Origin of the sequence: Hymenobacter setariae (genome assembly GCF_007713685.1) — a bacterium.
Classification (GTDB): Bacteria; Bacteroidota; Bacteroidia; order Cytophagales; family Hymenobacteraceae; genus Hymenobacter; species Hymenobacter setariae.
The window spans coordinates 96,332-118,917 of sequence record NZ_VMRJ01000003.1 but is presented as its reverse complement, the minus strand read 5'-3'; the positions used below and the strand labels follow the sequence as shown (position 1 = coordinate 118,917).

19 protein-coding genes are annotated in these 22,586 nt (G+C 59.3%); 10 read left to right on the top strand and 9 right to left on the bottom strand.

All coding sequences use genetic code 11. The annotated features are described in order from the left end of the window. The first annotated feature begins 167 nt into the window (after positions 1 to 167). Positions 168 to 356 carry a hypothetical protein gene (locus FNT36_RS11565; protein WP_144847718.1) on the top strand — a complete coding sequence of 63 codons (189 nt, stop codon included), beginning with the start codon at positions 168 to 170 and terminating at the stop codon, positions 354 to 356. 84 nt (positions 357 to 440) lie between these two features. On the opposite strand, the gene FNT36_RS11560 is transcribed toward FNT36_RS11565, so the two are convergent. The 3 genes from FNT36_RS11560 to FNT36_RS11550 form a co-directional block, all read right to left on the bottom strand. Beyond that, positions 441 to 1,124: a sterol desaturase family protein gene (locus tag FNT36_RS11560; RefSeq protein WP_233635852.1), complete on the bottom strand. Its 684-nt coding sequence runs from the start codon at positions 1,122 to 1,124 to the stop codon at positions 441 to 443. A 33-nt stretch (positions 1,125 to 1,157) separates the two neighbouring features. Beyond that, complete coding sequence (locus FNT36_RS11555) at positions 1,158 to 1,706, bottom strand: shikimate kinase (RefSeq protein WP_144847714.1); 549 nt, start codon at positions 1,704 to 1,706, stop codon at positions 1,158 to 1,160. A 163-nt stretch (positions 1,707 to 1,869) separates the two neighbouring features. After that, on the bottom strand, positions 1,870 to 2,931 hold the full coding sequence (locus FNT36_RS11550; protein ID WP_144847712.1) for an ABC transporter permease: 1,062 nt from the start codon (positions 2,929 to 2,931) through the stop codon (positions 1,870 to 1,872). Positions 2,932 to 3,186: 255 nt separating this feature from the next. Here FNT36_RS11550 and FNT36_RS11545 point away from each other — a divergent pair, with 255 nt between their 5' ends. Beyond that, positions 3,187 to 3,876 (top strand): hypothetical protein, encoded by a 690-nt coding sequence (locus tag FNT36_RS11545; protein WP_144847710.1) that lies wholly within the window; start codon positions 3,187 to 3,189, stop codon positions 3,874 to 3,876. A 70-nt stretch (positions 3,877 to 3,946) separates the two neighbouring features. Next, positions 3,947 to 6,145 carry an ATP-binding protein gene (locus tag FNT36_RS11540; RefSeq protein ID WP_144847708.1) on the top strand — a complete coding sequence of 733 codons (2,199 nt, stop codon included), beginning with the start codon at positions 3,947 to 3,949 and terminating at the stop codon, positions 6,143 to 6,145. Positions 6,146 to 6,180: 35 nt separating this feature from the next. On the opposite strand, the gene FNT36_RS11535 is transcribed toward FNT36_RS11540, so the two are convergent. Together FNT36_RS11535 and FNT36_RS11530 are read right to left on the bottom strand one after the other, a co-directional pair. Continuing rightward, complete coding sequence (locus FNT36_RS11535) at positions 6,181 to 7,296, bottom strand: BT_3928 family protein (RefSeq protein WP_144847706.1); 1,116 nt, start codon at positions 7,294 to 7,296, stop codon at positions 6,181 to 6,183. A gap of 154 nt (positions 7,297 to 7,450) precedes the next feature. Then, positions 7,451 to 7,993, bottom strand: a complete 543-nt coding sequence (locus tag FNT36_RS11530) for a DUF1599 domain-containing protein (protein WP_233635851.1) — start codon at positions 7,991 to 7,993, stop codon at positions 7,451 to 7,453. A gap of 184 nt (positions 7,994 to 8,177) precedes the next feature. Here FNT36_RS11530 and folP point away from each other — a divergent pair, with 184 nt between their 5' ends. The 5 genes from folP to FNT36_RS11505 all read left to right on the top strand — a co-directional run bounded on the left by folP (position 8,178) and on the right by FNT36_RS11505 (position 15,892). Continuing rightward, complete coding sequence (folP, locus tag FNT36_RS11525; protein ID WP_144847702.1) at positions 8,178 to 9,056, top strand: dihydropteroate synthase; 879 nt, start codon at positions 8,178 to 8,180, stop codon at positions 9,054 to 9,056. A gap of 76 nt (positions 9,057 to 9,132) precedes the next feature. After that, complete coding sequence (gene cdaA, locus FNT36_RS11520; protein ID WP_144847700.1) at positions 9,133 to 9,945, top strand: diadenylate cyclase CdaA; 813 nt, start codon at positions 9,133 to 9,135, stop codon at positions 9,943 to 9,945. A gap of 82 nt (positions 9,946 to 10,027) precedes the next feature. Then, entirely contained in the window at positions 10,028 to 12,040 is a 2,013-nt protein-coding gene (locus FNT36_RS11515; protein ID WP_144847698.1) for an FAD-dependent oxidoreductase, read from the top strand. Positions 12,041 to 12,299: 259 nt separating this feature from the next. Further along, on the top strand, positions 12,300 to 15,284 hold the full coding sequence (locus tag FNT36_RS11510; RefSeq protein WP_144847696.1) for a response regulator: 2,985 nt from the start codon (positions 12,300 to 12,302) through the stop codon (positions 15,282 to 15,284). 176 nt (positions 15,285 to 15,460) lie between these two features. Then, the gene (locus tag FNT36_RS11505; RefSeq protein ID WP_144847694.1) at positions 15,461 to 15,892 is read left to right on the top strand and encodes a hypothetical protein; all 432 of its coding nucleotides are present in this window, start codon (positions 15,461 to 15,463) and stop codon (positions 15,890 to 15,892) included. 192 nt (positions 15,893 to 16,084) lie between these two features. Here the strand turns inward: FNT36_RS11505 and FNT36_RS11500 are convergent, their stop codons facing one another. Then, positions 16,085 to 17,530 carry an aldehyde dehydrogenase family protein gene (locus tag FNT36_RS11500; protein ID WP_144847692.1) on the bottom strand — a complete coding sequence of 482 codons (1,446 nt, stop codon included), beginning with the start codon at positions 17,528 to 17,530 and terminating at the stop codon, positions 16,085 to 16,087. 195 nt (positions 17,531 to 17,725) lie between these two features. On the opposite strand from FNT36_RS11500, the gene FNT36_RS11495 reads away from it, so the two are divergent. Both FNT36_RS11495 and FNT36_RS11490 read left to right on the top strand, forming a co-directional pair. Beyond that, on the top strand, positions 17,726 to 18,907 hold the full coding sequence (locus tag FNT36_RS11495; RefSeq protein WP_144847690.1) for a phosphatase PAP2 family protein: 1,182 nt from the start codon (positions 17,726 to 17,728) through the stop codon (positions 18,905 to 18,907). Between the two features lie 98 nt (positions 18,908 to 19,005). After that, positions 19,006 to 19,389 (top strand): hypothetical protein, encoded by a 384-nt coding sequence (locus FNT36_RS11490; protein ID WP_144847688.1) that lies wholly within the window; start codon positions 19,006 to 19,008, stop codon positions 19,387 to 19,389. 92 nt (positions 19,390 to 19,481) lie between these two features. Here FNT36_RS11490 and FNT36_RS11485 read toward each other — a convergent pair whose 3' ends face one another. The 3 genes from FNT36_RS11485 to FNT36_RS11475 form a co-directional block, all read right to left on the bottom strand. Then, positions 19,482 to 20,144, bottom strand: coding sequence for a hypothetical protein (locus FNT36_RS11485; RefSeq protein WP_144847686.1), 663 nt, complete (start codon positions 20,142 to 20,144; stop codon positions 19,482 to 19,484). 132 nt (positions 20,145 to 20,276) lie between these two features. Beyond that, complete coding sequence (locus tag FNT36_RS11480; RefSeq protein ID WP_144847684.1) at positions 20,277 to 21,146, bottom strand: SDR family oxidoreductase; 870 nt, start codon at positions 21,144 to 21,146, stop codon at positions 20,277 to 20,279. A gap of 273 nt (positions 21,147 to 21,419) precedes the next feature. Then, complete coding sequence (locus FNT36_RS11475) at positions 21,420 to 22,529, bottom strand: toxin-antitoxin system YwqK family antitoxin (protein ID WP_144847682.1); 1,110 nt, start codon at positions 22,527 to 22,529, stop codon at positions 21,420 to 21,422. Positions 22,530 to 22,586: the final 57 nt, after the last annotated feature.

The window sequence follows — 22,586 nt, the reverse complement described above, 5'->3', positions numbered from 1 at the left end:
CAAAAATCGGCTAAACGAAGGAGAGAAGAAAGGCCGCTGCGGCCAAGGCACCAGCGGCTGCGAGGGCGAAGGTAGCGCCCAACCTTTTGCCCTCGGAAAGAGTAAGCTTGCCCTATACCGGGCCCACAGCCGTGGCGCCCGTCCTCTTTACCTTCTGACTTCTCTCCATGACTACTTCTCGGTTATCTCTACTCTTTGTGCTAGCTACGCTGGCCACCACGCTCACGGGTTGCGAACTCGCGGGCGACCTCGTTAAAGGCGGCATCTGGGTGGGTGTCATTGGCGTGTTTGTGGTAGTTGCCATCATCTTCTGGCTTGTTACCAAGCTTGGCGGCGGTAAGAACACGGGCGCCTAGGGTACGCCCTCACCCACGCACGCAAAAAAGGCGCGGCCCCTACCTAGGGGCCGCGCCTTTTTTGTACTGGTGCCAAGCTAGCCTTTACGAATTGCGCTTGGTGGGCATAGTGCCGATAATGTGGTCCCAAAGGGTGCTACTCACCCCAAAAGCCACTTCATCTTGGCGGTAGTGGTGCTGGGCGTGGTGCGTCCACCACACCTTCAAGAAGTTTTTCGGTGGCGCATACACGTGAATGGCATAGTGCACAAACAGGTACATGGCATAGCCAAAGGTGAAACCGGCCAGAATGCCAAACGCCCAATTGCCAAACACAAACCGGAAAATGAAGAACAGCAGCGAAGCCACAAACACCGTCAGAATGGGCGGCATAGCCAGCCGCGTTTCGTCTTTAGGATATTCGTGGTGCACGCCGTGCATGGTGTATTGAAACTTAGCGCGCCCCGGCGTAGTGGCCGGAATGTGGTACACGTAGCGGTGCACCAAGTATTCGACGAGAGAGAACAACAGCAGCCCACCTAGGAACAGCCCCAGCCCCGAAAGGCCCGCCACAAAGCCGTGCGTGATGCCATAGTACAGGCTCACTAGGGCCGTAGCAACGAAAATGCTGACTGGCAGCGCAATATGCGTGTGCGAAAGCCGCTCCAGCACCGGGTTTTTAAATAGCTGAGCCGAGCCTTTGTGCTTGGGCCGAACCGGTGCGGCAGCCGGCTTAGTAGGCTGCTCCGTTACTGTGTCCATCTCCATACGAAAGCTGATAAAATTCAAGAATTAAGCGGCAAATTTACGACCGCCCGCGATTTAGGTTAAGCTCGGGCGAAAGCCCGCCTTGGCCAGCGCCGCCGTAATGGCCGCCACAGAGGCAGCCCCCGCGTGGCGTAGGTTAGCTTGGCTATAGAACTGCTGCCGGGCCGCCAGGGTTCGGTTGAGCTGCTCAAAAAGTGCAGTTTCCGGGCTTTCTTGGGCCGCAGTGCCCGCCAAAAGCGGGCGCGAACTGCTGCCGCGCACTAGGCGCCGCACTAGTTCGGGCAGCGGCACATCGAGCCACAGCGTGAAGCCCGTATCGCGCAGCACCTCTAGGTTTTCATGAAAGCAGGGTGTGCCCCCCCCGGTGGCCAGCACCAGCGGCGGGCCAGTGCGAGTGGCCACCGCACGCAGCGCCTCGGCTTCGCGCTGCCGAAAGCCAACCTCGCCCTCAGCCGCAAAGATTTCGGGTATCGTGCACCCGGCCTGGGCTACAATATCTACGTCTAGGTCCCGAAACTCCCGCTTGTAGTGCGCCGCTAGGCGGCGGCCAATAGTGGTTTTGCCCGAGCCCGGCAGGCCAATGAGGTATAGGTTGTTAGTCAAGGGGTATTAAGGCGTGGCGCTTACTAATAAATTCGGTTGTCATTGCGAGGAGGCACGACGAAGCAATCTTTCCTTGTCGGCTGCAAACGACTGCAAGGTGTAAAGGAAAGATTGCTTCGTCGTGCCTCCTCGCAATGACAAGCAACATTCCGAGTATCAAGCACTAATTAATTTTCACCCTAGGGTCAAGTAGGGCATATAGCATATCTACGGCGATGTTGACCAGCACAAAAATGGCCGCCACAAACAGCGTGGCCCCCATTACCACTGGGAAGTCAAGGTTTTCGACCGCCCGTAGCGTCACGGTGCCTAGGCCCTTCCAGTTGAAGATATACTCAATAAAGAAGGCGCCCGCCATCAGCGAGGCCAGCCAGCCCGACACGGCCGTGACCACCGGGTTGAGTGCATTGCGCAGAGCGTGGCGCCACACGGTGCGGCCTGCACTCAGGCCCTTAGCCCGCGCCGTGCGGATGTAATCTTGGCTCAATACATCGAGCATGCTAGAGCGCGTGAGCTGCATAATAATGGCCAGCGGCCGCACCCCTAGGGCCACAGCCGGTAGCAGCAAATTGCGCAGCACCAAGTGGCTTTCACCGGTGAAGGGGTCGGTTTCGTAGAGTTGGCCCGTCAAACTCAGGCCCGTCCAGTGGCTCCAATAGAAGCCAAACGTGACCGCGATGAGGATGGCCGCCACAAACGAGGGCACCGAAATACCCAGCACTGAGGTAGTCACCAGCGCCCTATCAAGCCACGACTGCGGTCGCAAAGCCGCCGCTACCCCTAGGGCCACGCCGCCCACCGCCGCCAGCAGCATGGCCGCCAGCGCCAGCCACAGCGTACCCGGAAAGTAGCTGAGCAGCAGCGTCAGTACGTCTTGGTTGCTCTGAAAGGAGCGGCGCAGGTAGGGCCATTTCAGCACTAGCGCGCGCTCGCCACCCACTGGCAGCAGTGCTACTCCGCCGTAGCGCGCCACCCCCGCCGAGTCGCGCGGGTGCACACCCAGCGGCGAGGCATCATTGAGGTAGCCGAGCAGGCGGCTGGGCAGCGGCTCATCGAGCCCTAGGTCGGCCCGGATGGCCGCCTGCGTGCCTACGTCGGAGCGCTGGCCTGCCAATAGAGCGGCCGGGTCACCGGGCAGCACATTGAAGAGGAAAAACACCACCGTGGCCACGCCCACCAGCACTAGCAGGCCCTGGCCCAAGCGGCGTAGGAGAAAAGAAAGCATAGGCACGCGGGCAAACTAAAAAGTTTACAAAGATTCACCTATATGTGTGACCAAACTACGAAGCTGAGAAGCGCTTCACTAAGCTCTAACCTAGCGTGTCCTTGTCTGGCCTGTCTTTGTTCTCAATAACTTCTTTCTAAAATACTTATTTTATATAATAATATATATATTTGTTTTATAATGCTTTTTCTTATGCTCATCCAGCTATAGCCTATCATACTCGCGCTTTCCCACCCAATTCTAGTTTTCGAAGCTATGAGCATACTTACTGCTTCCGCTGCTACTCAGGACGGCCCCAAACTCATCCGGCCCGCAGTCATTGAACTGCGCTTTAGCAATAAAAAGCAATACATACGGCACGTCAGAGCGTATCGCCGGGCCCTAGGTATCACTAAGCCATTTAATCCACCCAAACCCCCGACTCCCTACTCGCAGGCTGACTCCTCCTTTTCTTGCCAGGTTGGTATGATACCCAAGGGGTGGAAGGACCCAGATATGCAGTTGCGATTTGTATTGCTAGCTAAAAAGAAAATTGGGAAAAATCGTACAGTTATTTATTGGGAAGTTAAAAAGCCTAACCTGCCATCTGTCACCGATACCTTTACTAATAAGCTGGGCTATAGAGTAGTTGACCCTCCACACTCTACGGTCACCCCACCTTCTCCTGACAGTATACAGACTATCTTAAGTTTGACTGATAGTAAGGAGGACACATCGAGCACTTCTTTTGCTGCAGAAGCGCTGACTGCTGCCGCTATTAAGGATGGCAACAACGTTGGCTTAGTCATCAATCCACCCTACCCACGCTACACTGATGGCTCAGGCGGGCCGGGGATTCCAGCTATTCCATCGGGATTTAGCCTGTTATCGCTCGGCCTCACCTTATTGGTCGGCTTACTCGCCGGCTGGGGGTTTACCCGCTTGTACTTACGGGCGCGCCGCTAAAGTATTTTAGCTAGTCGATGTTCCTAAAACTCTACCTACCCGGACAGTCTCATCTTGTATTGCTACTACTATGGTGCGCTGGCTTGTATTCTTGCTGGTAGGGGGACTGCTGTGGAGCCCGCCGCTGAGCGCCCAAACGCGCCCGGTCGACAGCTTGCGGGCGCTGCTCCGTGCGGCCGCCCAGCCCGATACCACGCGGGTGAGGCGCCTGCGCATGCTGGCTCGCGAGCTGATAGCTACTAACTTGCCCCAAGCAGTTGGGCTGCTGCACGAGGCATTGGCCCTAAGTCGGCAATTGCATGCCGTGACTGACGAAGGAAACATCTTAATTAGCTTGGCTACGGCCGCGCGGCGGCAAACTAACTATGCGCTGGCCCGGCGCTACACGCAGCAGGCCAAAACGTTATTTACGCGTAGCGCCGATAAAACCGGTTTGGCTAAAACGTACTTACAGCTGAGTGCCATCGAGATGGTGCAGGGCGTCTACACAGCGGCCATGCGTGCGGCCTTACAAGGGCTAACCTATGCCGAGCAAACGCCCGACCACACCACGAAAACGCAGTTGCAGATAATATTAGGCAGCATCTATGTGCAGCTCAATAACTACACGGATGCACTGCCAGTGCTGCGGGCAGCCCTCGGCAATGCACAGGCAATACACGATGAATATGCGATAGCCTCAGTACTCAATCTACTGGGCAACAGTTACAAGTCGTTAAAGAGGTGGCCACAGGCACTGACTTTCTTCCAGCGCTCGGCCAAGCTAAACCGCAAATTAGGTGATACTGAAAGTGCGACGATTGATGAAATAAATATTTCTGAACTCTACGCTAAGCAGCAGGCCTACTCACAGGCACTGCAACACGGCCTAGTAGCCCGCACCCTAGCAGCAGCCCACCAGGATGCTTACAATCTGCCGGGCGCCGAGCTTGCTCTGGCTCACGTGTATGTCAATTCGCAGCAGTTGGACAGCGCCATTTATTTAGCGCAGCACAGCTTTGAGCTAAGCAAACGCACGCGCAGCAACGAAAACCTCTACAATGCCAGCACTATACTAGCCCAGGCCTACGCCCAACTCGACTCGTTCAAGCAAGCCTACCGCTACCAGCAGCTGAGCATCGGCTACCGCGACTCGCTCTCGGGTGAGGAAACGCAGCGGCGCACCAGTGCCCTACGCTATGGCTACGAGCTAGACAAAAAACAGAGCCAGATAACGCTGCTCACGCAAGCGCGGCAGCTGCAACGGCAGCAGTTGGTCGGCCTGTTGGCGGGGCTGCTGGGCACAGTACTGGTGCTAGGCTTGCTGGGGCGCAACATCTACCTCAAGCAGCGCACCAACCGCGATTTAAACCTTAAAAACGAGCATATTGCGCAGCAGCGCGACGACCTCAACACCACCTTGCTAGCGCTGAAAGCCACCCAGAGCCAATTGGTGCAAAGCGAGAAGATGGTGGCCCTGGCCGCCCTCACGGCCGGCGTGGCTCACGAGATTCAAAACCCACTCAACTTCGTCAATAATTTCTCGGAGGTGAGCGCCGAGCTGGTGGCCGAGCTGCAAGAAGAAATCCAGCAGCCCGCACGCGACCCCGCCCTAGAAGCTAGCCTACTGAATGACCTAGCTCAGAACCTGCGCAAGATTCATCAGCACGGCGCCCGGGCGGGCGACATCGTGAAGGGCATGCTGGAGCACGCCCGCGCCGACGCTGGCCAGCGCCAAGCTGTAGACCTGAATGCTATGGTGCCCGATTTTCTGCGCCTAGCCTACCACGCCTTGCAAACCAAGCACCGCAACCTGCAGGTGACGCGCACCCTCGACCTCGCCCCCAACCTAGGGCTGCTGCACGTGGTGCCACAAGAGCTGGGCCGCGTACTGCTCAATTTGTTTGCCAATGCCTTTTATGCCGTGCAGCAGCAGGCGGCGCACCTAGGGTCCGGCTACGCACCCGAGGTGCGCGTGAGCACCCGCCGCCGCGGCGAGCACCTAGAACTGCGTGTGCGCGACAATGGCACGGGCATTCCGGCCGCCGTAGTCGAAAAAATCTACAACCCCTTCTTCACTACCAAGCCCGCCGGCGAAGGCACTGGCCTGGGGCTGTGGTTTAGCTACGACATCATCACGAAGGGCTACGGCGGCACGCTGACCGTAGAAACGCGCGAGGGCGAATTCACCGAGTTTGTGGTGACCCTGCCCGCAGCAGCCCCGCAGGAGGAGCCTGCCGAGGACGACGCATTGCGCGGCGAGCCTACGCACGTGGCCTGGGGCGCCTAGGCTCGCCGTGTCACCCCAGGCCACCCTAAGGAAGCTTAGAGCGCCTTCTCGATTTGATAAAGCGCCGGAATATCGTGGTAATGGTACTTGGCCATCACGGTGCCATTGTGCAGCACGATGAGGCCAGGATTGGCCCGAATCATGGTTTTGAGCACCGTGGCATCGGCGAAGTAGTAGGGCGTAGCCAAGTTGATGTCGTGGCGGAAGGCGTCGAACTTGCCCGCACCGGTGCTGGTAATGGTCATCACCCCAATGTTTTTGCGCGACTTGGCCGCGGCCGCAAACAGGGCATTGAACTGCTCGAATCGCTCGCGGTCGGTCTTGTTGGTGTTTTGCACCACCAGTACCAGCTTGTTACCGGTCAGCAGCTGCTGGGTAGCGTCGTTGCCCTCGGGGTCGGTCAGGCGCAAGTCCGTGATGACCGGGCGCGACTCCTCGGGGTTGAGCACGGTCATAGACTTGTACTTCCAGGTCGAATCAGTCGGAAACTCATCAAACTCCTTGGTTTCGTCTCCCTTCGTGAAGGTGTAGCGGTAGCGAGCGGGCGCGGCGGGCTTCATCAACTGGCCGATGTTATTACCCACTTTGTAGGGCAGAAAATCGAAGTACGGCAGGTGCCCCAAAGCCCGCACCCCAATGCCAATGGCGAGGGCACTGGCAAAGGTCATGGTCATGAGCCCTGCGGTGCCTTGCACAAAGCGGTGGCGCAAGAAGCGCTGCCCCGCAAATACAATAACCCACAACACCAGCAGCAGCAGGTCCTTGACAAACGAAGTCCAGGGAGTGAGCTTGATGAAATCGCCAAAGCAGCCGCAGTCCGTCACCTTGTTGAAGGCCGCCGAATAGAAAGTTAGGAAGCCAAAAAACACCAGCAGCGCCAGCAAAATGTAAAGCGTGCGGCGCAGGTACCAGCGCAGCAGCAGCGCCACCCCCAAAATGACCTCGAGCGAGCTAAGCGCAATGCTCAGAAAGCGGCTTTGGTTTTTAAACCACTCAAAAATCCCACCTAGGCTCGGTAGGTCGACGGCAAAAACCTCGAAGTACTCTTCCAGCTTGATGGCCGTGCCTACGGGGTCGTTGAGCTTGACTAAGCCGGAGAAGATGAAGACGATGCCAAGCAGCGCCCAGCAAATGCGGGTGAAGAGGCGCATGGGGTAAGTAGAAAGTAAGTAAAGAACAAGTGTGCGCGGCGGAAGAGCGAGGAAGCAACTTAGCCCAGCCGTTAGCTTACGTCAAAAGAGCCAACGCAAAGGAAAGGTTGCTTCTTTGTTTTGCCTCACCCTAACAGCCCTAGGGTTGCTTCTTTCAGCTGCCCGTCTTCCCACGCAAAATGAGCGCAAACACGGCGTAGTTCAGCATGTCGCGGTAGCCGCCTTCCACGCCTTCGCTCACGCGGGCCGCCCCACCTAGGTCTTCGAGCTGCTTGATGCGGTGCAGCTTCATCAGGATAAGGTCGGTGATGCTCGATACCCGCATCTGGCGCCAGGCTTCGCCGTAGTCGTGGTTTTTGGCCAGTAGCAGGTCGCGGTTGCGGGCGTTTTCCTCATCGTAGCTGGCGGCCACTTGGTCGGCGGGCAAGTCGAGCGGCGCATCGGCGGGCAGGCGCAGCTGCATGAGGGCAATGAGGCAGTAATTGATGATGGCCACAAATTCGCCGTCCACGTCGTCGGCTATCAGTTGCTGGCCCACTTCCTGAATCGTGCGAATGCGGTTGGCCTTGATAAAAATCTGGTCCGTGACCGAGGGCAGGCGCAAGATGCGCCACGCCGTGCCGTAGTCGTGGGTTTTGGCCAGGAATAGCTCGCGGCAGCGGGCCAGGATAAGGTCGTAGTGGGCAGCGGTGGTCAAGAGCGTGAAAAATGACGTAGTGAAGCAGAAAAGGCGTGCCGAGTAGGCTCCGGCGGCCTTCCGCGAGTGCTTTCGCGCCCTTGATAGGCGTAAAACCATCCGGCGCGAAGCGAGTACTCTTAAAGAAAGCTCCGGCAAGTTCGGCCCCAAAATCGGATATTTGGCCTGCCGTGTACCGCCGCCCATGCCCAACCCCACCCTGTTTCCTAGCTTCACCCACACCCTGCGCAGCCCCCACGGCCGCCTGCTCGACCTGCGCCAGCCGCAGATAATGGGCATTCTCAACCTCACGCCCGATTCGTTTTACCCCGGCTCGCGCCTCAGCCCCACCGACGAAACCGCGCTGCTGCACCGCGCCGAAGCCATGCTAACCGCTGGCGCGGCAGCCCTCGACGTGGGCGGCTACAGCTCGCGCCCCGGCGCCGAAGACATCGCGCCCGCCGAGGAGCTGCGGCGCCTGCTGCCCGCCATCGAGGTGCTGCGCCGCGAGTTTCCAGTCGCGTTTATCTCCGTCGATACCTTCCGAGCTGCCGTGGCTGCCGAGGCCGTGGCCGCTGGCGCCGACCTAGTAAATGACATCGGCGGGGGCACCCTCGATGCCGATATGCTGGCCACCGTGGCGCGCCTACGAGTGCCTTATTGCCTCATGCACCTGCGCGGCAATCCTCAAACTATGCGTACCCTCACGCACTACGACGAGGACTTGGTGCTGACCATCCTGCGCTTTTTCAGAGACCAGCTCGCGCGCCTGCGCCAGGCCAACGGCGGCCAGCCGCATCCCGATGTGCTGCTCGACCCTGGCTTTGGCTTTGCCAAAAACGCACCCCAAAACTTCGAGCTTTTGCGCCGCTTGCCCGAGCTGGCGCCCCTAGGGCACGGCCTGCTAGTGGGCCTATCGCGCAAGGCCATGGTGCACAAATTTTTGAACCTAAGCCCCGACACTGCCCTCAATGGCACCACTGCCTTGCACGCCTGGGCGCTGCGCGGCGGCGCCCGCCTGCTGCGCGTGCACGATGTGCCCGAAGCCCGGCAGGTGGTGCGGCTGTACGAGATGGTAGGATAAGCGTTTGGTATTGCCTGGGGCGCCCTCGGCAATACCAAACGCTTACCCACTGGCCTCCTTACTTCTCAACCTATCCATGGACCTCCCTTATCCCTTTCGCTTTCTGCATGTTGGGCTCGTCGATATAGCTGATGTGCTGCTGGTTACGGTGCTGCTTTACCAGCTCTATAAGCTGCTGCGCGGCTCGGTGGCGCTCAATGTAGCGCTCGGGGGCCTCAGCGTGTACCTCGTGTACTTGCTAGTGAATGTGCTGGGGCTAGGGTTGCTGTCATCCATTCTGGGTGAGGTGATGGATGTGGGCGTGCTGGCCAGCGTCATCCTGTTCCAGCAAGAAATTCGACGGTTTTTGGTGAATGTGGGCAAGGTGGCGCTGGAGGGCGGTGGCCCCCTAGGCTGGTGGCGCCGCGAAACCAACTCCGACACCCGCCTGCCCCTGGTGCCCTTCGTGGAAGCCGCCAAAACCCTGGCTACTCAAGAAACCGGCGCGCTCATCTGTTTTGCCCGCGCTTCCGACTTGAGCGCCTACGCCGAATCGGGCGACCTGCTAGACGCGGAGGTGAGCAAGCGCTTGCTACTGGCTATTTTTCAGAAAACTAGCCCTTTGCACGATGGCGCCGTCATTATTGCGCAGGGCCGGCTGCGGGCGGCGCGCTGCATCTTGCCCGTGAGCCAAAACCCCGAGGTGCCCGCAGCCCTAGGGCTGCGCCACCGGGCGGCCCTGGGCCTCACCGAAGCCACCGACGCCATTGTGCTGGTAGTGAGCGAAGAAACCGGCCAGGTAAGCCTCGTGCGCCAAGGTGAAATTTACCGCAACCTGACGCCAGTAGAAGTCAAGAGCCGCTTGGGCGAATGGCTGCACCCCGGCGGCCTGGCCGCCACGGCCACCTAAGAAGCCTACCTAAACTATTCGGCACGCCTACTACTTTGGGCACTACGCCGTACCTTTTGGGCTGTTTAGTAGCACCCAAAAGATGTTCACGCTCACGCCCGCTCGCCAAGCCACACTCAGTGCCGTTGCCGACACGTTTATCCCGGCCAGCGCGGGGCCACTAGCGCTGCCAGCTGGTTCGGTGCTGCTTGACTTTGAGCAGGCTACGCAGGCCATTCAGGCGCAGCCCCTAGGTACGCAAGCAGAGTTTGGTAAGCTGCTCGACCTACTCGATAAGCCCCTGTTGGGTTTGAGTTGGCTAGGGCCGCTGCGGCCGTTTGGGCAACTGGCGCCGGCGCAACGCGAGCAGGTGCTGCTGAGCTGGGCCCGCTCGCGGTTGCCCGCGCTGCGCAAGGGGTTTCAGGCCCTGCGCAAGCTCTGCATGTTCTTGTACTACGGCAGCAGCCCAGCCGATGGCCGCCCCCACCCAGCCTGGGCGGCGCTGGGCTATCCTGGCCCGGGGCTACCGCTGGGCAGCAGCGGCCCACCGGTATCCCCGGCTCGGCCCCTCCCAACGCTGGCGCCGCTCGCCGATACCACCTACGACTGCGAAGTGCTCGTCATTGGCTCGGGGGCGGGCGGCGGCGTGATGGCAGGCGAGCTGGCCCAAGCCGGCCACGACGTACTCGTACTGGAAAAAGGCCCTTACTTCGACGCAGCCGACTTTACGCAGCGCGAAGCCGACATGCTGAGCCAGCTTTACGAAGCGCGCGGCGCTCTCAGCACCCAAGATGGCGGCATCAGCCTACTAGCGGGCGCGTGCCTAGGGGGCGGCACCACTGTCAACTGGGCCGGGGCTTTTCGCACGCCCGATTACATCTTGGAGGAATGGGCCCGCGAGCACGCCGCCCCACACTTCTTGTCGCCCGCTTTTCAGGCCAGCCTCGATGCGGTGAGCCAAGCCTTGAGCGTCAATACTGACTACCCGCGCCACAACGGCCAGAACCAGGCACTGCGCGACGGCTCGGCCCAGCTTGGGCAAGCCACGCATCTCATTCCGCGCAACGAGAAGGGCCTTACCGATTCCGACGCCCATTTTCAGAACCTAGGGTACTCCTCCTTGGGCGACGCGCAGGGCACCAAACAAGGCACCCTAAATACCTACCTGCGCACGGCCGTGGCGCACGGCGCGCGCCTCTTGCCCAGCACGCAGGCCGTGCGCGTAACCACGGCCGCCGGCCGGGCCACTGGCGCCGAAGCCGTGCATACTACGGCCACAGGCCAGCCGGTGCGTGTGGTGGTGCGGGCGCGGGTAGTAGTAGTGGCCGGGGGCGCCGTGCACACGCCCACCTTGTTACTGCGCAGCGGCCTGCGCCACCCGCACCTAGGGCAGCACCTGCACTTGCACCCCACGGTGGTAGTGGCCGCACACTACCCGCACGCCATGCACTCGTGGCACGGCCCCAGCATGAGCATTGTCAACGATACCTACACCCGGCTGCACGGCACCAACTTTGGCGTAAAGCTCGAAACCCCGCCCACGCACCCCGGCCTGCTGGCCATGGTGCTGCCGTGGCGCGGCGGCCAGGCCCACCGCCAGCTGCTGCAAGGCGCCGACCACCTAGGCTCGTTTATCGTGCTCACCCGCGACCGCGATGGGGGCCGCGTGCGCATCGATAAGCACGGCGCCCCGCTGGTAGACTACACCCTGTCGGACTTCGACCGCGCCAATATGCTGGTGGGCGTGCAGGCGGCCGCCGACATCCACGTGGCGGCTGGGGCCCACACCGTGCACTTGCCCCACAGTACCCTGCCCACACTACGCGCCACCGCTGGCGTGCCCCACAACCCCGAGGTGCTTGCCCAACTGCCGCAGCTTGGGTGGCGGCCCAACCAGTTTGGCCTCTACAGCGCCCACCAGATGAGCACTTGCCGCCTAGGTGGCCAAGCCGCCACCCACCCACTGCGCCCCAATGGCGAAACGGTAGAGGTACGTGGCCTTTTCGTGGCCGACGGCTCGGCTTTTCCGGCCTGTAGCGGTGCCAACCCCATGCTCACTATTATGGCACTGGCGCACTATTTAGCGCAGGATTTAAAAAATAATTGGCCCTCTTAGGGCTTCTAGGGGCTTTTTATTGTGCTTGCCACCTAGGTGGCACTAGCGGCGCTATGGCTGCCGCACCGCTGCGCCACCACTTCACTGCCAGCGAGTAAGCTAATGGGTCTAACTAAAAAGAGGAAAAAGAGGGCTTATTTTATTTAAAATTTTATCTTAAAAGTGCAAATTGCATTATTTTTAAACGTAAGAAAACTAGTACGTTAACTTTAGTACTGCTACTTATATTTGCTATTCATACGCCTATGCTATAATTTTTATGTCTATTGATTCTGGTACTGTTATCCCTGCAGCTTTGCCTACCCCACCCGATGAGGAGCACGCCCGGCAGGCCTATGCCGAGTTGCAACTAGCAGAACTTCAGCAGGCCTTAGCGCAAGCGCAGGCTCAGGTTGCTTTCCAGAATAATCGCTACCGAGCACTGCTCGAGCAGCTGCCGCCCGGCTCGGGGCCGCCGCATCCTAGCAGCCAAGTGCTGTGCTATCCCATGTACAACCCCGAGGCGGCGGGGCCAGTGGTTCCGGCACCTGGGCCATCCTTGGCGAGCAGCTCCGCACACATGCCTTTGCTCACGCGCTTGCTCGAGCAAAACCCCAACCCCGTGCTGCTGCTAACGGCCACCGGCGAAACCCGCTACGCCAATGCCGCCGCCCAGGCCCTAGGTCCAGCCCTGCGGCACGAGTCGCAGCCCAACGGCTATCTGCTGCCGCTGGTGCGCAAGGCCCTGCGCACGGGCAGCGCACAGCAGCAAGAGATAGCGCTAGCCGACCGCTGGTATTTGCTACAAGCTGTGCCCGGCCCCGGCGAAACCTGCGCCACCCTATATTTAACCGATTGCACTTCAGTATATTGCGCCGAGCAGCGCTTGGCTGAGCAGCGCGAGTTTTACGAGACCATTCTGCACGAGCTACCCATTGATGTAGCCGCCCTCGATGCCGAGCGTCGCTACCGCTTTGCCAATGCCAGCGAGGTGCCCGACCCGGTGGTGCGCGAGTGGATGATAGGCAAAACCAACCAGGCTGCCTGCACCCACCGCCAACTGCCCGAGGAGCTAGCCGCCGAGCGCGACCGACGCTTCGACCTAGCCGTGCAGCAGCGCAGCGAGGTGCAGTGGGAAGAGCTGCTTATGACCCCCACAGGTACCCAACGCATACTGCGCCAGCTGCGGCCGGTGTATGGCCCAGGCGGCGAGCTGCGCCTGCTGGTGAGCATGGGCCTCAACGTAACCGAGCGCTACCAAGCTGAGAAGCAGCTGGTAGAGCAACGTGCCTTTTACGAGTTCATTTTCAACCAGCTGCCCTGCGACATCGGCATTTTCGATGCGCAGTTCCGCTACCTATTTGTTAATGAGCGCGGTATCTCCGACCCCGCAGTGCGCGACTGGGTTATCGGGCGCGATAACTTCGAATACTTTGCCCGCACTGGCCGGCCTCGCAGCATGGCCGAAGAGCGCCATGCCCGCTTCGAGCAGGCCGTGCGCGAGCGCCGGCTCGTGACCTATGCCGAAAGCTTTACCCGGCCCGAGGGCACGCGCCACCTCATGCGGTTTTTACAGCCGGTGTTTCATGCCGATGGCTCGCTGTATTTGCTCCTAGGCTATGGGCACGACATTACGGAGCAGGTGCTGGCTGAGCAAGCACTCACGCAAGCCAAGCTGGTGGCCGAAGAGTCGGTGCGGGTGAAGGAAACCTTCTTGGCCAATATGAGCCACGAAATCCGCACGCCCATGAACGCCATTCTGGGCATGAGCCAGCTGCTGGCCAAAACGCCGCTGAGCCCCACGCAGCTCAACTACCAGCAAGCCATTGCCACCTCGGCCGATAACCTCTTAGTTATCATCAACGATGTGCTGGATTTATCGAAGCTCGAAATGGGCAAGCTCACGCTCGAAACCATTGGCTTTGCGCCCACCGAGCTGCTGTCGCAAATAGAGCAAACCTTGCACTTTAAGGCCGCCGAGAAGGGCCTGAGCCTTGTAATGGAGCTGGGAGCGCAGGTGCCACCTGTGCTGCTGGGCGACCCCTACCGCATCCGGCAAGTGCTGCTCAACCTGGCCGGCAACGCGCTCAAATTCACTGAGAAAGGCAACGTTACCATCACGTGCGCGCTGCAGGCAGCTGACTTCAACGGCTCGCACGGCATGGTGTCGGTCGAGTTCCGGGTGTCGGACACGGGCATTGGCATCGAGCCAGAATACCTAGAAACGATTTTCCACGAGTTTAGCCAAGCCGACTCGTCGGTATCGCGCAAGTTTGGCGGCACTGGCCTAGGGCTCAGCATTTGCCGCAACCTAGTGGAGCTGATGGGCAGCGAGATAAAAGTGGCCAGCCGCAAACACAAGGGCACGACTACGCGCTTTACGCTGCGCTTGCCCGTGGGCGCCGCCCACGACCTGCCGCAGCCCGAGCACCCCACCGCCGAAGCGGCCATCCTACGCGAGCACCTGCGCCACAAGCATGTGCTGCTGGTAGAAGACAACTTATTCAATCGTCAGATTGCGAAATCGTTCCTGGCCCAGGCCGACGTGCAGGTAACTGAGGCTGAACACGGCAGCCGGGCCGTAGAGCTGGTCCGCCGCCAAGACTTCGACCTTATTCTGATGGATGTGCAGATGCCTGTGATGGATGGCTACGCCGCCACCGCCGTACTGCGCCAGCAGCTGGGCATCACTACACCTATCATCGCTCTCACGGCCAACGCCATCAATGGCGAGCGCGAAAAATGCTTGGCGGCGGGCATGAATGGCTACCTCGCCAAACCCTTCCAAGAAGCGCAACTCCTGCACGTGTTGAGCGACTGGCTGCTGCCCGGCGAGTACGCCGGTTCGGTAATGCTGCCTTCTCTGGGTGGCCCTGAGCGCCTCGCTGGGAACGCACCTAGCCTCTACTGTATCAATGACTTGCTGCAGGCCGGGCAGGGAGACCCCGAATTTGTGGTATTTATGCTGCACACCTTCTTGGAAAGCTGCCAAGAAGCCTTGCAAGAGCTGCACCAAGGCCTGCGCGAAGCCAACTTGGCGCTGCTCAAAGGCACAGCCCACATGCTCAAGCCCAGCTTGCAGCACCTCAATGCCTGGCAGGCCCTGCCTCCAGTGGAGAAGCTCAACAAGTGGGATGGTGAGTTTCAGCCTGAGCCCTTGCAGGGCCTTGTAAAATCAGTAGAAGGTCTCCTAGGTGAGGTAATGGCCCAAATCAACCTCGACCTGCAAGAAGAGCGGGTGCTGACGCGCACGATAGCCGCGTAGCTGAGTTTAGTAGGAGTGGGTAGTAAGCAGCTTTGTAGGAGCCCGCACAACTAGCAACTACCCATTAGCCAGCACCCATTAACTACTCAATAACTAGCTCGACCTAGGTACTACGCAAAAAGCCGGCGCGCCATGCGCCGGCTTTTTGCGTAGTAGTGCTTTTACCTCGCTCTTCCATGCTTACACCTCGTCTATTCGGCCAGTTTGGCTACGCAACCCTGCTGCTATTTGCTAGCAGCTGCGCCATCTTTCACCGCCACCGCGATGATGCTCCGGTCCCGCCACCCGTAGTGGTCGAAACCGTGCGCACGCCTGACTCGCCCACCCCACCTAAAGCTGCCCGCGACCTTGCCGACGCCATGACCACGGTGCTGCACCTGCCCGCCGATAAAACGGGCCCGCTGCGCCAAGTGCTTAATTCGACAGTAGAACAGGCCAACGCCGCTCGCCAACAATACCCCGCCCAGTCGCCCCAGCTCACTGCGGAGCTTCAACGCATCAATGCGAAGTCGGCCAGCCAGTTGCGCACTCTACTTGGCCCTGCCAAATACAAAGAATTGCAAACCAAGCAGCCCCAGATTCAGGCCGAGATGCAGCAGCGGCAGTAACTAGCCTACAGGCGGCACCAGACGTAGCGGCGCTACGTCGGTGTCGTCGTACAGCTCGTGCAGCGGCAGCCTTAACTTTAGAATTGCTAGTACGCTGTCGGAGCCGGTGGGCAGAATGTAAAATCACTGCCTTCGTCTAATGCCATACTAGCTGCTTTTCAAGCAAATATACTCCCCCTGCTAACCTAGGGGTTACAGATACTTCAGTAGCCAGCCTATCAGGCGCTTCACTCTTGAATTGTAGGGCGGGTACATTGTTTTGATGCCCGTGCGGCCAATGCGCTGCTGTAGCACCGATTTCTCATTGCTGAATGCCAAGAAGCCTGCGTGGCCGTGTGCCTTGCCTAGGCCTGAGTTGCCAACCCCACCGAAGGGTAGCTCGGGGTGCGCCAGCTGAATGATGGTTTCGTTGACCGCCGCACCACCCGCCGTGATGTTATCCAGCAGGTAGCGGCGGTTTTTTTTACTGGTTGTGAACACGTACTGCGCTAGCGGTTTCAGGCGAGCATTGACGTAGGCGGCCATATCGGGCAGGGTGGCGAAGGCAATAATCGGTAGAACGGGACCAAAAATTTCCTCTTCCAGCACGGCCGCGCCCATCGGTACATCGGTTAGGATGGTGGGTTCGATGTAGTATTGGTTTTCATCTACGCCGCCGCCCGTGGCCACGGTGGCACCGCGCATCTCAGCGTCTTCGAGCAAGCGAGCCACGCGGACGTAGTGGTGCTGATTTACGAGGCGAGCGTAAGATTCAGACTGCTTTACTCCTTCACCTTCAGCATTATAATACCTGGCGATAGCCGCCTTCATCTCGGCTACCAGGTTGGCCTGGACGCTGGCCTGCACCAGCACGTAGTCGGGCGCCACGCAGGTTTGGCCCGCGTTGAGAAACTTACCCCACACTATCTTTTCGGCCGCATCGCGCAGGTTGGCGGTGTCATCTACAATGGCCGGGCTCTTACCACCTAGCTCCAGCGTCACGCTGCTGAGGTGCTCGGCAGCGGCGCGCATCACAATCTTGCCTATTTGGGGCGAGCCGGTGAAGAAAATATGGTCCCAGGGCAGGCGCAGCAGCTCGGTGGCTACTTCTTTACCACCTTCGGCTACCCACACTTCATTGGCCGGAAACAAGTCTTCGCACAGCCGGCGCAGCAGCGCCGAGGTAGCCGGTGTTTGCTCGGCGGGCTTGATAACCACAGCATTGCCGGCCGCTATGGCCGATATCAGTGGGTCGATGGCTAGGTAAAACGGATAGTTCCAGGGCGCAATGATGAGCACTACACCTTTGGGCTCGACCTGCACCCAGCTCTTAGTACCCATCAGGGCCAGCGGGGTGCCTACGCGGCGCGGCGCCAACCACTGCCCTAGGTGGCGGCTGGTGTGCTTGAGCTCGACCAACGATGCCCAGATTTCGGTAACGTCGGTTTCGGCCGGTGGCTTACGAAAATCCTGGTACAGCGCCTGCTGAATATCGGCGCGGTGCGCCGTGAGCCAATCGGTCAGCCGCTGCAGGCGCTGGCGACGGGCGGCCGCGGCTTCGCGGCGCAGGGCCGGGGCCTGCGCCCGTAGCGCGTCGAACTGGGCTTGAAAGCGATTGGGAGCGCCGGCGAGCGCGGTAGCAGGGAGAGCAGCAGTCATCTTCACAAAGCTACCTAACGGCGAAAACTCAGCAGTAGTTGCCTGTCTAACTGGCTACTACACCCAATTTTCATCTTTGCCATTACGCCCAGACATTATGCCTAAGTTATCTTTGCCAAAATATTATACGGCCGAGTTCGTCACTGTTCTGGCCCGAAGCAGCGTGCGGGTGAGTAGCTATTTATTCTAAAAGTTTTGGTCAAGTTTACGTTTTCCCACCACCCTGGCCGGTGGTTACTGGGAGTTTTTTGGGTGCTGGCGCTGTCGGCCAGCGCCACGCCTAGGTTGGTAGCAGAGTACCCCACCGATTCGAGCCAGGTAGCCGCATCTGATACGACCAGCCGCCTCGCGGCCGACCTAGCCGCCCCCGCCGACTCGGGCAAGCTGAAAGTAAAAGTGAAACCGGGGCACCGCCCCTGGCGCACCGACTACACAGTGGCGCCCGGCGTCACGTACCACTACGAGCGGCCGGGGCAGCTGCGCTGGCTGCTGCACATTCCGCGCGACCTAGTGCAGTTTCCGGGCACTTATTTCAAGCGCGACAACGTACCGGCGTTCGTGGCCATTGCCTTAGGCTCAGCGGCGCTGTACGCTTTCGATGACCAGATTATTCGTGGGTCGCAGCGCTTTGGGCGCTACATCGGCCTCGACAACGCCGACATCAAGCGCGACTTGTTTTACATCCCCGTACGCCTGGGTAGTACCAAAGTACCGCTGGAGATGCAGGTGCCCGACAACCTCAATACCACGTTTTATTTCCTGGGCGATGGCTGGACGCACCTTAGCATTGCCACTTCGTTTTTGGCCTACGGGATAATCAAGAAGGATAACCGGGCTTCGCAAACGGCTTCGCAACTCGGCGAAGCCATCTTGAGCACGGGCTTGGTGGTGCAGGCGCTCAAGCGCACGACAGGCCGCCAAAGCCCCTTCCGCTCTACCCAAGACCGGGGCCGCTGGTTTTTCCTACCGTCCTACAACACGTACCAAAACAACGTGTCGAACTACGATGCCTTCCCGACCGGGCACTTGGCCACGGCCATGGCTACGGTCACGGTTATCGCCGAAAACTACCCCGAGTACAAGTTTATTCGCCCGGTGGGCTACAGCCTGATGGGGGTGCTCGGCTACGCCATGCTCAACAACGGCGTGCACTGGGCTAGCGACTACCCCCTAGGTATTGCGCTGGGCTACGGCTTCGCCAAAATAGCCGTGCGCAACGGTCGCACCCGCGTGCCCGAGCCCACCGCCCCGAACCCGGATGGCGGCACAGGCTGGCAGGCGCCCAAGCATCCGCGCCCCTGGTACCGGCAGCCGCAGATTAGCCCCTACAGCCTAGGGCCCTTCCAAGGCCTGAGCCTCAGCTGGATGCCTCGGTAGCATTTCAAATTCAGACGTTGGCGCAGCCTATAGTGTGCAACCATCGGCGGCCCGGCAAGCATCTAGAAAGAAGTATGTTCTAGCCTGCTTCTGAGTTTATGAAAAATGCTACGCTTTACTATCTCCTAGGTGCTTCGTTGCTCAGCGCTAGCAGCTGCACCAAGGATGCTGACCCTGGCGTTGAGCTACCCTCCGTGCCCTGCGCGCTTACCAGCAGCTATGCCAAGCCGATAGCTGACCTAGAAGGACTTATTAGGTTCGACCAAGTGCTCCAGCAATACGTGGTCTGGCGAGCCATCCCCGGCACCTACGATTCGGTAGACATCGGCGTGGTGTGCGGCGACCTCCCCAGCTACCTGAAAACGGCAGGCACCAAAGTGCGCTTCAGCGGCATTTATCGCGGACAGGGGCAGCCCGCTCCTTCATCGCCGGCCGGCACCACTTATTATTACCTAGAGCTAAGTAAAATAGCTACGCTTTAAGTCTGACGTGATGCTACGTCATTCTACAAAAAAGACCCCTAGGCTAACCTAGGGGTCTTTTTTGTAAGAACTGCGCTTGGCTAGTGGCTGGCTTAGAACAAGCCTTTTTTCACCGTCTTGTTGCCATCCTCGTCAATCTTGATTTTGGTGCCGTCAGCGCGCTTGATTTTTACCGAGCCATCGTCGCTCCGCTTGATTTTGGCGCCGTTGTTATACTTCACTTTGCGGTCGTCATCATCGTTTTCCAGCTTCTTGATGCCTGAGCCCTGGCCCACGCGGGCGCCTAGGCTAGGCTTGGTGGTGGTAGTCGTCGTCACGACCGTAGCCGTGTACGGGCCCTCATAGTACGTGCCTTGGCTAGCAGTGTAAGTCTTGTATTGCGCCGGGTCCACGATGGTTTTTACCTCGCTGGTGGTCTGGTCGTTCACAGCCTTCAGGGCAGCGTAGCGGCCGGTGGTATCGGTAGCGTAGCGCGTGTCGAGGTCGCGCAGGGCGCGGCCGCGGGTGTAGTACGCGTTTTGGAGGCGGGTTTTGATGGCCGCGTCAGAGGCTTTCAAGTCGGCGGCTACTTGGTTGGCTAGCGCATCGGCCGAGGTGCGGTAGGCAAGGGTGTCTACTGTCGTGGTCGTGGTGGTAGTGGTTTGCTCGCCACCGGGCACGGCAGTGGTTTCGGTGGTCTCGGTTTTCTTTTCTTGCGAGCAAGAGGCGGTAGCAAAGGCTGCAGCAGCGGCTACCAAGAGAAGCTTAGTGTTCATCGGAAAGAATAGTCAGTCGAAAGAAAGCGCGGCCTTAGGCCACAATAGCGCCTCATACGGCAGGCTGTAAGCGAAGTTGCCAGCCCGTTACTAACGAACTGGCAACCAAACTTCTTAGCACCTAAGTATGTACTAGGCGTTTACGACCGAGCCACCGTTGGGGTGCAGCGTTTGGCCCGAGAAATACGAGGCGTCTTCCGAAGCCAAGAATACGTAGGCGGGTGCTACCTCGGAGGGCTGGCCGGCGCGGCCCATGGGCACGTCCTTGCCAAAGAAAGGCAGCTTGAGCAGGCCGGCGGCCGTTACGAAGGGTGTCCAGATGGGGCCGGGTGCCACCGAGTTTACCCGAATTCCCTTCTTCACGAGTTGCAGCGACAAAGCTCGCGTGAATGCCTCGATGGCGCCCTTGGTAGAGGTGTAGTCGAGCAGTTGCTCGTTGCCTTTGTAGGCATTCACCGAGGTAGTATTGATGATGGCCGCGCCTTCCTTCAAGTGCTTCAGCGCCGTGCGCGTGATGCGGAACATGGCGATAATGTTGAGGTTGAAGATGCTATCAAGCTCCTCATTGGTGATTTCTTCGAGCGAGTCGTGCCAGTTTTGCTCGGCGGCGTTGTTGACGAGCACGTCGAGCTTGCCGTACTCGGCCACGGTGCGCTCCACTATTTCTTCGCAGAAGGCGGGCACTTTGAGGTCGCCGGGCAGTAGCAGGCAATGGCGGCCTTCGGCCTGCACTAGCTGCTGGGTTTTTTCAGCGTCTTCCTGCTCGCTAGGCATGTACACGATGGCCACATTGGCTCCTTCGCGGGCGAAGTGCACCGCTACAGCCCGGCCAATACCCGAGTCGCCGCCCGTGATGAGGGCAATCTTATTGAGTAGCTTATCGGCGCCTTTGTAGCCTTCACGGATGTGCTCGGGCTCGGGCGTCATTTTTGATTCGAGGCCGGGGTGGCCGGCGCCGGCATCCTGCTTTTGGGGCGGGAAGATGGTTGGTTTGTCAGACATAGAGAGGGAAAGTGAGTATTACCGAGGAGCTACAACGCAAGAATCTCCTTCAGGTTAGCTTATTGGTGCAATGGCACTGGTAGGCTTTGGCTACTACCTCTCTCCCTTTACCCGCATTTCATTTGGCACCTAGGCAAGCGCTATGTACATCCACAATGCTGCTATAAAGCGCTTTAAGCTGCTTCCTTCAGAAAGGCAAACTAAAAAGGTCATGCTTCGCTACGCGCTGCATGACCTTTTTGCTATTACCCGAACGCTTTGAACCTCAACAACCTAGGGAACGGGCGTAGTCGGCGAGGCGGGCACGGCGGGCGGCGTGGCTACGGGCGCCTTAGGGTGGTAGCCAGGGCGACGCTCCTGGGCCTTGCGCACGGGTGCGCGCTGGGCGGGCGGGCCGTGGCTGCCAGGGCGGCGCGGGTCGTTTTTGGTGGCGTCGGGGTCGGCCTCGCCGCGCTTGTCGAGGTTTTTCTCCTTGTCGTAAATAGGCGAGCCACCGTGGCTATATTCTCGGATGAGTTCGGGCTCGGCCACTTCGGGCTCGTAGCCCGTTTCGCCGTATTGAAACACGTAGTGGCGGTAGCCTTTGTAGTCCCAGTAGTTGGTCCACTCGCCCACGCGGCGGCCGTTTTCGAAGTGGCCGCTCCACTCGCGCTTACCATCGGCGGTATACTTCACGTAGTCACCTTCTAGCTTGCCATTTACGTAGGGTACCACCTCCTTTATCATAGTGTTGCCGCCATCGTAGTAGCTGATGTTGGCATCGCGCGGAAAGCCCATCTCGAAGTGCGACTTGGCCGTGAGATTGCCCTTGGCGTCGTAGCGCTCCCAGCGCAGGTGCTTGGTACCTAGGGCGTAATAGCCCGACTCAATGACCTGGTTATTGCGCATCCGCTTGAACGGGCCGTGCAGCACTTTGTCGGCGCTGGGGTCAAGCTCGCCGTTGGCAGCGAATATTTTGTGCTTGCGCGGGTTGTAGTAGTAGGCCGCCGGCGCCATTGCGCTAGGCTGCTTGAAGTTCTTGAGGTAGTAGAAGATGACGATTTCCTGGCTTTTGCCGGTGCCCGTCTTGTAGAAGCCCTTCTTGATGCGCTCGCCCAGAAAAAGCTTTTTCTTCTTGGGCGCCTTGTCCTTACGTTGGGCGGCTTTTTCCGACTCTTTGGCGGCGCGTTCCTCTTCTTTAGTCAGCACGGCCTTGCGGCCCGCGATGCTCAGCTTGGGGTTCTTCTTGCCAGTCGTGGTGAGGGTATCGCCGGGCGCAGCGGCTCCGGCTAGCAGCGGCTGGTCGAGTTTGGAGTTGAACGATACGGTTTTGCGCATGCAGGCCCCAGCCAGCAGCAGGACAAACAATACGGCCAGACGCGGCCCAAAACGGAGTAACGGCATTATCCTAAGCTTATTCGGCAGCCCAACGCAAATATATCCCTATTTGGTGCCCAGCTT

Coding starts and splice junctions, on each gene's coding strand:
- FNT36_RS11510 (WP_144847696.1), top strand. CDS start 12,300: ATGTCTATTGATTCTGGTACTGTTATCCCTGCAGCTTTGCCTACCCCA.
- FNT36_RS11545 (WP_144847710.1), top strand. CDS start 3,187: ATGAGCATACTTACTGCTTCCGCTGCTACTCAGGACGGCCCCAAACTC.
- FNT36_RS11515 (WP_144847698.1), top strand. CDS start 10,028: ATGTTCACGCTCACGCCCGCTCGCCAAGCCACACTCAGTGCCGTTGCC.
- FNT36_RS11540 (WP_144847708.1), top strand. CDS start 3,947: ATGGTGCGCTGGCTTGTATTCTTGCTGGTAGGGGGACTGCTGTGGAGC.
- FNT36_RS11500 (WP_144847692.1), bottom strand. CDS start 17,530: ATGACTGCTGCTCTCCCTGCTACCGCGCTCGCCGGCGCTCCCAATCGC.
- cdaA (WP_144847700.1), top strand. CDS start 9,133: ATGGACCTCCCTTATCCCTTTCGCTTTCTGCATGTTGGGCTCGTCGAT.
- FNT36_RS11485 (WP_144847686.1), bottom strand. CDS start 20,144: ATGAACACTAAGCTTCTCTTGGTAGCCGCTGCTGCAGCCTTTGCTACC.
- folP (WP_144847702.1), top strand. CDS start 8,178: ATGCCCAACCCCACCCTGTTTCCTAGCTTCACCCACACCCTGCGCAGC.
- FNT36_RS11480 (WP_144847684.1), bottom strand. CDS start 21,146: ATGTCTGACAAACCAACCATCTTCCCGCCCCAAAAGCAGGATGCCGGC.
- FNT36_RS11505 (WP_144847694.1), top strand. CDS start 15,461: ATGCTTACACCTCGTCTATTCGGCCAGTTTGGCTACGCAACCCTGCTG.
- FNT36_RS11565 (WP_144847718.1), top strand. CDS start 168: ATGACTACTTCTCGGTTATCTCTACTCTTTGTGCTAGCTACGCTGGCC.
- FNT36_RS11535 (WP_144847706.1), bottom strand. CDS start 7,296: ATGCGCCTCTTCACCCGCATTTGCTGGGCGCTGCTTGGCATCGTCTTC.
- FNT36_RS11475 (WP_144847682.1), bottom strand. CDS start 22,529: ATGCCGTTACTCCGTTTTGGGCCGCGTCTGGCCGTATTGTTTGTCCTG.
- FNT36_RS11550 (WP_144847712.1), bottom strand. CDS start 2,931: ATGCTTTCTTTTCTCCTACGCCGCTTGGGCCAGGGCCTGCTAGTGCTG.
- FNT36_RS11490 (WP_144847688.1), top strand. CDS start 19,006: ATGAAAAATGCTACGCTTTACTATCTCCTAGGTGCTTCGTTGCTCAGC.